Origin of the sequence: Streptomyces herbicida (assembly GCF_032656585.1) — a bacterium.
GTDB classification, from domain to species: Bacteria; Actinomycetota; Actinomycetes; order Streptomycetales; family Streptomycetaceae; genus Streptomyces; species Streptomyces herbicida.
On sequence record NZ_JAUYWJ010000032.1, the window covers coordinates 82847 to 94525 of the forward strand.

Sequence of the window (11679 nt, forward strand, 5' to 3'; positions counted from 1 at the left end):
GACGACGGGGACGGTGGTGGCACGGCCCGGGCACGAACGACCAGGACACGGCCGTGCTGCTCGACATCCTGCCCGGACCGGATCGAGAGTCGCCGGAGAGCCGCAAGAGCCTGGCAAGAGGTCCACAAGGGAGCCGTGAGAGAGCCGCGCGAGACGGACACGAGAAACGCAAGAGACGCAGGGCACGGGCCATGGCAAGGGTTTGCCCGGCTGTTGCCAGGGCCCCTACGGTTGACGCGGTCCCGCCTGAGGCAAGGTCCTGTCCGTCCGCGGCCACCGCCGTCCGCGTGTCCAACCGAGGGAATGGTCACATGCTCCGACAGCCCGCGTTCGGCCGCCGTCTGAGGAAGCTGCGCATGGCTCAGGGACTCTCCCAGACCGCGCTGGCCGGCGACGGCATGTCCACGGGCTATCTCTCCCGGCTGGAGTCGGGCGCGCGCCAGCCCACCGAGCGCGCCGTCGCCTACCTCGCCGAGCGACTCGGCCTGGAACCGGCCGACTTCGAGGAGCCCGCGGGCGGCTCCCTGGCGCACGCGCTGACCCTCGCCGCCTCCACCGGATCCGGCGACGCCCTGGAGACCCTGCGCGAGGCCCTGGCCGCCGAGGGCCACGAGACGCCCGTGCTGCGCTGGCAGGCGCTGTGGCAACTCGCCCAGCAACGGCGGGTGCAGGGTGACCACGAGGGCGAGCGGGAGTACCTGGAGGACCTGGTCCGGCTCGGTGACGAGGTGGGGCTCGCCGAGCTGCGGGTGCGCGGGCTGACCCGGCTCGCCCGCTGTCTGCGCTCCCTGGGCGAGATCCCCGCCGCCCTCGACGCCTGCATCACCGCCCACCACCTCGCCCGGGACTCCGACCTGGGCGTGGAGGACCGCTCCGCCGTCCTGCTCGCCCTGGTGTCCGTGGAGGCCGAGGCCGGCCGTATGCCGGACGCCCGGGCGCACGCAGACGAGCTGACCGCGCTGGTCGAGGGCCGCTCGGACACGCTGTGGGCGGAGGCGATGTGGACCACGGCCGCCGTCCGCGTCCGGCAGGGCGACTACCCGGCCGCGCAGGCCTACCTCGAGCAGGCCCTGGAGCGGTTCAGCAGCACCGACGACCTGGTGCTGTGGCTGCGGCTCCGGCTCGCCGCGGGCCGGCTGCACCTGCAGAAGGTGCCCGCCGACCCCGAGGCCGCCCAGCGCTGCGTCACGGCCGCCGAGTCGGCGCTCGCCTTCGTCGGCACGCCCGGTCTGCGCCAGGAGCTGACCGCGCTCAAGGCCGACCTCGCGTTCCTGACCGCACGGTACGACGACGCCCGCGTCCTGCTCGGCGAACTCGCCCTGGAGGAGCCGCGGATGACCTACCGGGACCGGGTCCGCCTCGACATCCTGCGGCACCAGCTGCGCATCCTGTCCGGTGACGACGGCGGCGTCCAGGGGCTGCGGGCCCTGGCCGAACAGGCGCAGGCCGACGCCAACATCGACCTCGCCGCCGAGGTCTGGCGCATCCTCGCCGAGGCCCTGGCTCAGTCCCAGGTCCAGCGGGGCTCGACTCCGTCTGCAGCGTCCGGGGCCACGCTCGGGGGCCCGGTACCCACGCAGACGGAGGGACGCGCATGAGGCACTCCCGTACGGCAGCGGGCATCGCGGTGGCCGCACTGGCCACCGGTGTTGTCGCGGGCGGCGCCGAGACCGCGGCCGCCAACCAGACCGCGGCCCAGCGCATCACGACCCGGGAGCAGCTGGCACACAGCCTGCGACAGGCGGTCGCCCTGGAGCGCGCGGGCAGCGACGCGCCGCTGTTCCCGCGGGGCAGGGGAGTGGGGATCAACCCCAACGAGCCGGCGTGCTGAGGGGGCGACGAGCGTGACCGGCGACGCCGGCCCGGACGCCGGTACGGCGGCCCCCGGCGGGGCACGGACCGCATGGTGCCCGAGCGGTGCCGCGTACGCACCCGAGTCGGTGGTCCTGGGTGTGCGCGCCGGCACCGACGGCCGGGTGAGCTACCTGGCCGAACCGGTTCCGGCCGCCGAGGTCCTGCCACTGGTGCCGCCGGACATCGAACCGCGGCGGGTGCTGCGCTTCGCCTCGCACTGCGTCGCCGAGTGCGTCAACCGGCGCGGCACCGACTGCACCCTGATCGAACGCGTCGTGGCCGCCTACCCGGCCGCGGCCTCCGGCCCGGTCCCGCAGTGCCATCTGCGGGCCGACTGCAAGTGGTGGGCCCAGGCCGGCATCGCCGCCTGCCGCCGCTGCCCGGCCATCGCCACCCGCCACCGCACCGACGAGGAACTGGCCACCCTGGTCGCCGACCCGGCCACCACGCTGGACCGGATCGACGCGGAGCCGGCGCGCGGCGAGTAACCCCCCGGAGCGCGGCGGCGGTTCAGCCGGCGGGGGTGCGGCGCAGGTCGCGCAGCACGTCGACCCGCTTGAGCCAGCGGTCGCCCACGCCGGATTCCGCGGGCAGGGAGTCCCGGCCGTGCGCCACGTCGCGGTTGTCGACGAAACAGACCGCGCCCGTGGGGACGGCCACGTCGGCGCGGTGCACCTCCACGTGCGCGACGGCCGCCGGCATCCCGCCCCCGTCGCGCAGCGCGAACAGCCCCACCCAGTCGGGCCGGTACGGCGACAAGGCGTCCTCCGCGTACGGGCCCGGCAGGACATCGGTCACCGGACGGCCGGCCTGCCGAGTTGCCCGGCCGGTGACGTCGCCGAGCAGCGCCGCGTACAGCACGAGCAGCGTGCCGTAGACCCGGCTCGCTTCCGCGTCCGCCTCGCTCCAGTGGCCCGGAGTGGCGCCGAGGGCCGCCTGGTCGACGACGTTGCCGCGGATCACCGTCACGCGCGCTCCGCCGTCGCGGCGCGCGGAGTTGAGGAGCCTGCGCACCGTCAGCGGCAGGTCGTGCGCGAGCACGGGCGCCTCGTCGAGGAACTGCGGGTCGTCCGCCGTCCGGTACACCTCCAGGCAGGACGCGGCCAGCGCGTGCGCGGAGCGGGCGTCGCGAAGCGTGAGGTCGAGCACGCGGTGCCCGGGTCCGGCGGAGGCGTCCAGGACAACCGACGCGAAGGAAGGGGCGGGAGCCGGGGCGATGGCGGTCATGAGGTCCTCCTCGGGCGGGTGGGTGGTCGGCGAGCTGTAGTGGGTGCCGGTCGGGCGGACCGGTCCGCGCCAGATGGCGTCGGCCGGTCCGCCCCGGTGTTTCCAGAGCCGGTCGCTTCCTAGAAGGGGTCGTTGAGGCGCTCGTTGATGTGGTCGAGGCAGAGCTCGTAGAGGTCCTCGGAGTGGCTCTCGTACCAGCCCTCCGGAGCCGGGGCACCGGCCGGCCACAGCGCCTGGTGGCCGGCGGCGTCGGCGAGGACGACGAACGTGGCGAAGTCGTCGGCGAAGGGGTCGTCCTGGGCCGGGCGGTCCAGCACGCGCAGCATGCCGTCGGCCGACAGACGTGCCGCGCGCCCGGTGCGCCACATGCGGGCGGTCGTGCCGTCGGGGCCGCCGAACGGGTCGGGCAGGAACCGCTCACCGGTCCCCGAGGGGTCCCCGGCGTAGCCCTGGGCCACACCCGCGCCCGCGATGTAGAGGGCACCGGTCTCGCCGGGGGCCACCGGCCGCAGCCGCGCGTCGAGGACGTAGGCGCGGTAGCCGGGGGCGGGGCGCGGCGGCCCCCCGGGCAGCTGCTCGATGACGAACCGGCCCTCGGCCCAGCCGCCGCTCACGGACAGCTCGGCCCCCTCCGTCCAGGCCAGCGCGACCAGCGCGGACAGCGCGTCGTCGGCGCCGCCCAGCACCACCCGGGCACCCTCCTGCCGCAGCCAGCGCAGCACCTCGTGCGGCACCGCCTGGGCGAGCGAGCCGTCGGGCAGGTGCACCCGGGCGCCGGAGGCCAGCACGCCCAGCAGGCCGAGCGTGGCGTCGGCGTCCGGGTAGCCGCGTACCAGCCAGGCGGCGTCGGCCGGTTCGGCCACGGTCGCCGCGGCGACCGTCTCGGGGCCGACCACCACCGTGCCGTCCTCGCAGGGCAGCAGCAGGACCGCGTCGTCCGCGCGCAGCGGCCGGGTCCGGTCGGTGTCGGTCACCGGCCAGCGCCCGGTGGCGGGCAGCCGGTCGGCGGCGTCGTCACGGACCAGCCGGGCCGCGCCCGGGACGGCGGGCAGCACCAGGTCGGCGGTCTCGTCGAGCAGCAGCACCCCAGGCCTGAGCGACTCGTCCACGTCCAGCGCGGGGTCGACCGGCAGCAGCGCGGCACCCGCCTTGGCGACCGCCAGCGCGGCCACCGCGAACCCGGTCAGTGAGGACAGCGCGGTCAGCACCGAGGTGCCCGGGCCCGCACCGTGCGCGATCAGGGCGTGTGCCAACAGGTCGGTACGGGCGTCGAGTTCGCCGTAGCTCATGCCGGGCAGCGCGATCGCCTCGGGCGCCCGCGCCACCTGTGCGGCGAACAGGCAGGCCACGCTCCCGGCCGGGAGCACCGGGCTCTCGCCCGCCCACACCCCGGTCTGCGCCGAACCCGGCTCCAGCCGCAGCCGGCTCAGCGCGGCCTCCGGGTCGTCGAGGGCGGTTTCCAGTACGGCGGTCAGCTGGCCGGTGAGCGAGGCGGCGGCCGCCTCGCCGACCGTCTCGTGCCGGTAGGCGGTCAGCAGGGTGATACCGGCCGGCGTGCCCGCAGGCGTCTGCCGCTCGGTCAGCGTCAGCCCCAGGTCGGCGGCGGGAAGCGGGAGTTCGGCCTCGTCCGGCCGCACGGTGAGCCCGGCCGCCTCGAACCCGGCGTCGGTTGCCTGCAGCACGGTCAGCGCGACCCCGCCGGGCAGCGCGGCCAGGGCCGCGTCCGCGTCCCGGTAGGCGGCCAGGTCACTCTCGCGCACCCGGCGCAGCAACTCGCCGAACGCCGGGTCGCCCGAGGTGTCCACCGACAGCGCCAGGATCCGCCCGTACGGGCCCACCGCGCCGCGCAGCGCGGCACTGTCCCGGGCCGGGACCGGCGCGGCCACGGTGATCTCGGCGGGCGCGCCGAGCCGGGACAGCAGGGCCGTGAGCGCGGTGTGCACCACCATGAACAGGGTGCTGCCCCGTTCGGCCGCGAACCGGGTGAGCCGCTCGTGCAGTTCGTCGCCCAGCTCGACCTCGAGGGTGCCGTAGGAGGCGGCGCCGGCCTGCGGCACGCTGCCCGGCAGCGGGGTGGGCTCCCGGTCGCCGAAGATCGCGCGGGGTGCCGCGTCGAGCCCGGCGGGGGAGCGGTGCGGGGTGGCGCCGGTGGCGCGGGCCTCGTAGGCCCGGGCGAGTTCGGCGGCCAGCGGCAGGTGCGACCACGGGTCGACCGAGGCGGCGGGCAGGGCGAGGTCCAGGAGGTGGTCTTCCGGGCCGAGGGAGCGCAGCCGGGTGCCGGCCGCCCCGAGCAGCGAGTTGCGCAGCGCCTCGTGCCGCCGCCCCAGGTCCTCCAGGGCGTCCTCCAGGGCCCGCTGGTCGAGAGGGCCGCGCAGCCTCAGCGGCAGCACCGCGCTGTCTCCGCTCGCAGCGGCGGGGCCGGTGACGGCGGCGGGGGAGTCGCCGAGCAGCGCGGCGAAGGCGGCCGGTGTGGGCGCCTCGTACAGCGCCCGGCCGCCCGGGTCGGCGTCCAGCGTCTCGCGGGCCCGTGCCAGCAGCCGGTCGGCCGCCTCCGGGTCGCCGCCGATCAGGAAGAAGTCGGAGTCGGCGTGCACCTCGCGGCGCGGCAGCCCGGTCACTTCGGCGAACAGATCGCGGACGATCTCCTGGATCGGTGTGCCCGGCTGGGTGCCGCAGCGGTGCGTGGCGAGCGCGGGGGCGGGCAGCGCCGTGCGGTCGACCGTGCCGTCGGCGTTCAGCGGCAGTGCGTCCAGGGTGGTGAGCGCCGACGGGACGACGTGGTCCGGCAGCCGCTCGCGCAGGTGGCCGCGCAGGACGGCCTCCAGGTCCACGGTGCCGTCGAGGGCGGTCGGTACGTTGGCGCACTCCTCGACGGCGGCGGCCGGTGCCACGTACACGCCGGTCAGCGGACCCGCGGGGACCAGGTCCGGGTCGACGAAGACGATGTCGAGCAGTTCGGCACCCTCCCCGGACCAGGTCGGCAGAGCTCGGTAACCCAGGTGCTCGCCGGCCGCGCACAGCGCCTCCGGGTCGGGGGCGGGCGCGTCCTGGGGCGCCAGGTCGACGCTCTCCAGCGGGTTGTCCAGGGACTGCATCGCGCAGTACTCGTCGTGCACCCGGCGGTTGGGGATCCCGGCCAGCCGCAGCACGGCGGGGCGGTGGGCGTTGAGGCGGTCCTCGGCCTCAGCGACGGAGCAGACCTCGCGGCCCCAGCGGACGACCGGCGCGGCGGTGAGGTCGGCGGCCGGCTCGGCGACGGACAGGACGGCCTCGTAGCGGTAGCGGGTCAGCTCGTTGTGGTGGGTGCCCCGCTTGACGCGGACGTCCACCGTGCGCACCGCCGGCAGTTCGCGGGCGAGGGCGGCGAACAGGGCGGGGGAGAGCAGGAGTTCGGTCTCCGCGGCGACACGCCTGTCGACGGACCGGCGCAGCGCCTCGCGGCTGTCCCCGGCCGCGCCCGCCCGCGACAGTTCCGCACCGGTGTGGAGGCAGCGGGCGAGGTCGAGGTTGCGCAGATCGCCCAGCAGGACGGAGCCGCCCGGGGCGAGCAGCGGCAGCACCCGCTCGATCACGGTGCGCAGGTGGGCCAGGCTGGGGAAGTACTGGACGACCGAGTTGACGACGATCGCGTCGAAGTGCCCGGCGGGCAGCCCGGTGGTGTCCTCGGCGCCCTGGCGGCGCAGCCGGACCTTGTCCCGCAGGACCGGATCGTCGTGCGTCCGGGCGGTGAGCGCGGTGACGGCGGAGGCGGCGAAGTCGGTCGCCCAGTACTCCTCGACGTCCTCCTCACGGGCCAGACGGTCCATCAGCAGCCCGGTGCCCACGCCGATCTCCAGGATCCGGCGCCGCGGGAGCTCACGCACCCGCTCCAGGGCGGCCTCCTGCCACTCACGCATGTCCTCGAGCGGGATCGGCAGCGCGTCGTAGGCGCTGTGCCAGCCCCTGAAGTCACCCTCCGGCCCGGGCGTCCCGGATCCGGCGGCGTACAGGGCTTCGTGGATCTTCCGCCACCCGGCGATCTGCGCGTCCTCCGCGACGGCCGCCGCCACCGGAGCCGCGGGCACCACGTGCGCGACGAGCCGTTCGTCGCCGTCCTCCGTCCCGTGCACGGACACCGCTGCCGCGGACACGGCCGGGTGGGCGGTCAGTACCGACTCGATGAGGCTGGGGATGGACATCAGCACTCGCTCCTTACGACACGACAGCGCGTTCCCGCTTGGCAAAACCTTGCCAAGATGCTGGCAAGCAGCTCCTGAGGCTGAGTCTCGGAACGGTGGAGCGGTACTTGAGTAGCAGGTGGGACGGGGTGTTTCTGTGCCAAGCGGAGGCCCGACGTTGCCAGGGAGACCGGGCAGGCGCACCCCCTTCACCGACGAGACGGACGGACCCTCGTCAGAGGCAGAGGCAGAGGCAGCGTCCCCGTCCGCCCGCGCCGAGCGCCGGCCCCGCCTCGACGGCCATGGCGGTGAAGGCGGTCGTGTCTCGACCCCGCCGCTCGGCGTCCCCTTCGTAGGCGGAGGCGGTACCGGATCCCTGAACTCCCCGAATCCGAGCGAGCCGTGCAGATACAGCCCGCCGGCCAGACCGGGCGCGGCCTCGTCCGTCGCGGAAAGGAACGTCGACGTCGTCGGGCGGACTTCCCGCGGCAGCCGCATGACGGTGACCCTGACCGGCGCGCACGGCCGGTGATCCGGTCAGGCGTGCTGTGCGAGCGGTCCGGCGGACGACGGAGTGTGAAGCGCGGCGCTCTGCAGTGCCGTGATGCGCTGGATCACGCAGATCGCGAGGACGGCCGCGGCGAGCTCGAGTGCCTCCGACACCACCAGGAGCGGCAGTGAGGTGCCCGCGCCGAGCTGGGCCCCCGCCGTGGTCAACGCGTGGCCGACCCATGCCGCCCACCAGGCGTTCAGCAGCGCGTCGTTGCGCCTCTTCGCCGTCTCCCCATCCGTCTTCCCGGTGCTTCTCGCGTGCCACACCTCGAGGACTAGCTGCCGCGGGGCCCACAGATTGACCACCGGTACGAACCAGGCGACGACGGCCCAGACGCCGGACCCGGCGGCGGTACCGGGGGAGAGCACCTGCGCGGTGCGCCGGCAGCGGCTGAACCACACCAGGAACAGCACGGTGGCCGCCGTCATCAGATAGAGGAACACCATCGAGGTGAGTCCCGACCTGCTCAGCGACGCGTCCGTGGGATGCAGCCGATGAGCCCTCAGGGCCGTCGCCCGGAACACGTCCGCGACGGCCGCGAGGGCTGTCGCACCCTGTGCGAGGCGGGCGAGGAGCCATGGTGCCTTGGTGGCGGGACCGGTCACGTCGGGGGGACCTGCTTTTCGCGGCAGGCATGCGCCGACGGACGCGGCGCAGCGGGAGCGGGTGTGTCGGATCGCCCGGATCATAGATCAGCCCGCGCTCCGCAGGGTCAGCCGGTCACCGGGACACCGTCGGCCAGGTCCGCGGGGAGCCCGCCCCGGCCGGGCACGCCCAGCTTGCGGTAGACGCTGGTCAGGTGCTGTTCGACCGTGCTCGCCGTGACGAACAGCCGCGCCGCGATCTGCCGGTTGGTCAGCCCCTGCGCCGCCAGCGCCGCCACCCGCCGCTCGGAGTCGGTCAGTTCCTCCGGCATGGCCGTGCCGTGGACGAGGGCGACGCCGCCGGAGCCGGGCAGCAGCTCGTCGCGCAGCGCCACCGCCCCCATCCGCTGGGCCAGGCTCCACGCGGCACGCAGTGTGGCCGCCCCCTGCGACAGCCCGCCGTCCGCGTGCAGCGCGTGCCCCAGGTCGGCCAGCGCCCGCGCCGTCTCCAACCGGGCCCCGCTGCACCGCAGTTGCTCCACCGCCTGCCGCAGCAGCTCGATGCGCCGCCCGGGTTCGCCCGTCGCGGCCAGCAGTCGCAGGCACTGGCCCCGCACCCACGGCCGCCCGCCGTCCGGCAGCGCCAGCTGCTCCTCCGCCAGCTCGCGCGCTTGCCGGATCTTGCCCAGCCGCAGCAGCGCCTGCGCCGCGTCCGTACGCCACGGCAGGCACGCCGCCCGGTCCGCCCGCCACAGCTGCAGCTGCCGACCGACCCTGCGGAAGTCGGCGAGCGCGGCCTGCGGCCGGCCCAGGTCCAGGTGGTGCAGCCCGCGGGCGCGCAGATACTGCAGGCCGTACAGGGTGTTCAGCACCCGCCGGGTGACGGGGTACCGAATGTGCCCGGCGGCCTCTTCGTACCGGCCGAGCGCACCGCACGCCTCGACGAGCACCGCGACCGGCGCGTAGCGGAAGGTTCCGCCGCCGCCTGCGGGCAGCGCCTCGAGCGCCTCCGTCGCCCGCGCGTGGGCACCGCGTACGTCGCCCACCCGCAGCAGCGCCTCGGCGTGCAGCGTCGCGAAGACCGCCCGCCAGCCGGGCGCCCCGCTCACCTCCGCCTCCTCCAGCAGCCGCCGGCTCGCCGGCACGGCACGCTCGGGACGGTCGGAGTACAGCAGCGTGCGCACCGCCAGGGCCAGCGGGGCCAGGGTGGCGTCGGTCAGCCGCGCCGACCCCGGCACCTCCTCGCGGCCTGCCACCGAGGTGTCGAGCAGGGCGTCGAAGGGCGTCCCGCCGTGGGCGCCCGGCTCGTCGGCCTCCCGCAGCAGCGCGGCCGACTCGGCGATCCGCCCCTGCGCGAGCAGCATCCCGGCCGGCCGCGACCGGTGCTCCGCTCCTACTGCGGATACGGCCGAACGCGGCCCGGTGACCAAGGCGGTCAGCCGCCGCTCGGCCGCCTCCGGATCGCGGCGCGCGGCGATCTGCGCGAGCCGCAGGGCCACGCCGGTGCGTGCGGCCTCGTCGGGGCAGACGCCGTGGGCCAGTTCGAGCAGCCGCTCGGCCTGGTCGGTGCGGTGTTCCCCGGGGCGCTGGGCCAGCAGACCCTCGGCGGTGTCCGTCAGCAGAGTGAAGTCCTCGGGCCGTACGGGCACCCGCGCACCGTCCGCCCGCGGCGCGAGCAGATGGTCGGCCACCACGTCGGCCGGCGCCCCCGCCGCCGTCAGCACCAGCGCGGCCCGCCGCTGCAGGTCCGCGCGGGCACGCGGTGAGGCGTCCGCCAGTACGGCGGCCGGGACGGCGGGGTGCCGGAAGCGGAGCCCGTCGAGGAGCCCGCAGGCGCGCAGCGCGGCCAGCGCGGCAGCGGCGTCGTCCTCGGGACCCAGCATGCGCGCGACCAGCGGCTCGGTCGCCCGCTGTGCCAGGATCGCCACCGCCCGGCCCGCCGCCGGGGCACCCGGACCACTGCGCCGCAGACACGCGGCGACGGCCGTGGCGAACGGCCCGTCGAACGCCGGGGTCGGCGGCGGCGACGCGGATGCGGAGCGGTCCTCCTCCAACAGGGCGTGCAGCAGAAGCGGGTTGCCACCGGTGATGCGGTGCAGCTCCGCGGCCGTACGTCCGGGGCGGGCCGGTCCGGGCCACTCCCACGGGCGGGCCGCCGGAACCTCCGCGGTCTCTCCGGCCGACAGCAGACCGATCCGGATCCGGCGGAAGTGCGGCTGGCGCGTCAACTCGGGTGCGCACAACGGCTCCTGGGCCGCGTCGGCGTACGACGACACGGTGCCGACGACCAGCACGGGGGCCGGGCGGGCGTGCCGTACGAGATACCCGAGGTGGTGCAGCGACTGCGCGTCCGCGTGCTGTACGTCGTCCAGGCACAGCACCACCGGCCCGGCGAGGGCGAGATCGCACAGCTCCGCGCAGAACGTCCGCATCGCCTCCCGGGTCGGCTTCGCGTCCTCGGCACCGGTGCGGGGGAGTGCGAACGGCGGTGCGCTGCCGACCAGTTGGCGCAGCACGCCGAGCGGCACCCGGCGTCCGGCCTCGGTGGCGGCCGCGGTGAGCACCAGCGCTCCGGCGGCTACGGCCCGTTCGGCCACGGCGTTCAGGAGATGGCTCTTGCCACAGCCGGCGGCGCCCTCGATCAGTACCACCCGGGAACGCCCCACCGTGCAGGTGGCGAGAACCGTCTCCAGGGCACCGGCCACCGATGCCCTGCCCGCCTGCGTCATGAGCCCGCCCTTCACTGGAACCGCGCTGGTCGGGGCAAGAATGCGATCACCGCCTTTAAGGGGGGTGGAGCCGGGACGGAGATGAGATCCGCGCAACCGGCCCGGAAACGACCGAAGCCCCCGCGGCGGCACGGTGGCCGGCGGGGGCTTCTCGGTGGAGAGGTCTCCGTTGCTCGCAGGCGACGGTTCAGACGGCGGCGACGGTCGGCCAGCCGATGTCGTCGGTGCCGGCGGCGGAGACGGTGGTGGCCTTGGGCCAGCCGATGTCACCGGTGGTCTTCGCGGAGGCGGCGGTGGCGGTAGGCCACCCGATGCCGTCCGTGTTCTTGGCGGAGACGGTGACGGCCTTCGGCCAGCCGATGTCGTCCGTGCCGGCGGCGGAGACGGTGGTCGCGGTCTTCGGCCAGCCGATGTCGTCCGTGCCGGCGGCGGAGACGGTGGTCGCGGTCTTCGGCCAGCCGATGTCGTCCGTGCCGGCGGCGGAGACGGTGGTCGCGGTCTTCGGCCAGCCGATGTCGTCCGTGCCGGCGGCGGAGACGGTGGTCGCGGTCTTCGGCCAGCCGATGTCGTCCGTG

General features: G+C 75.6%; 8 protein-coding genes. 3 read left to right on the forward strand and 5 right to left on the reverse strand.

Annotated elements, in window-relative coordinates; translation table 11 throughout:
- Positions 1-311 precede the first annotated feature (311 nt).
- The 3 genes from Q8A52_RS43270 to Q8A52_RS43280 are packed head-to-tail and all read left to right on the forward strand — an operon-like array spanning position 312 to position 2342.
- Positions 312-1598, forward strand: a complete 1287-nt coding sequence (locus Q8A52_RS43270) for a helix-turn-helix domain-containing protein (RefSeq protein WP_316762796.1) — start codon at positions 312-314, stop codon at positions 1596-1598.
- Positions 1595-1831, forward strand: coding sequence for a hypothetical protein (locus Q8A52_RS43275; protein ID WP_316762798.1), 237 nt, complete (start codon positions 1595-1597; stop codon positions 1829-1831). The genes Q8A52_RS43270 and Q8A52_RS43275 overlap by 4 nt, the downstream gene beginning before the upstream one ends.
- Positions 1832-1844: 13 nt before the next feature.
- Positions 1845-2342: a hypothetical protein gene (locus Q8A52_RS43280; protein ID WP_316762800.1), complete on the forward strand. Its 498-nt coding sequence runs from the start codon at positions 1845-1847 to the stop codon at positions 2340-2342.
- A gap of 22 nt (positions 2343-2364) precedes the next feature.
- Here the strand turns inward: Q8A52_RS43280 and Q8A52_RS43285 are convergent, their stop codons facing one another.
- From Q8A52_RS43285 to Q8A52_RS43305, 5 genes are all read right to left on the reverse strand, one after another.
- Complete coding sequence (locus tag Q8A52_RS43285; RefSeq protein ID WP_316762802.1) at positions 2365-3081, reverse strand: Fe(II)-2OG oxygenase family protein; 717 nt, start codon at positions 3079-3081, stop codon at positions 2365-2367.
- A 119-nt stretch (positions 3082-3200) separates the two neighbouring features.
- On the reverse strand, positions 3201-7259 hold the full coding sequence (locus tag Q8A52_RS43290) for an AMP-binding protein (protein WP_316762805.1): 4059 nt from the start codon (positions 7257-7259) through the stop codon (positions 3201-3203).
- A gap of 516 nt (positions 7260-7775) precedes the next feature.
- Positions 7776-8396 carry a DUF4328 domain-containing protein gene (locus tag Q8A52_RS43295; protein WP_316762808.1) on the reverse strand — a complete coding sequence of 207 codons (621 nt, stop codon included), beginning with the start codon at positions 8394-8396 and terminating at the stop codon, positions 7776-7778.
- A 107-nt stretch (positions 8397-8503) separates the two neighbouring features.
- Complete coding sequence (locus Q8A52_RS43300) at positions 8504-11104, reverse strand: AAA family ATPase (protein ID WP_316762810.1); 2601 nt, start codon at positions 11102-11104, stop codon at positions 8504-8506.
- Positions 11105-11291: 187 nt separating this feature from the next.
- A partial coding sequence (locus Q8A52_RS43305) for a hypothetical protein (protein WP_316762811.1) occupies positions 11292-11679 on the reverse strand: 388 nt, incomplete at its 5' end.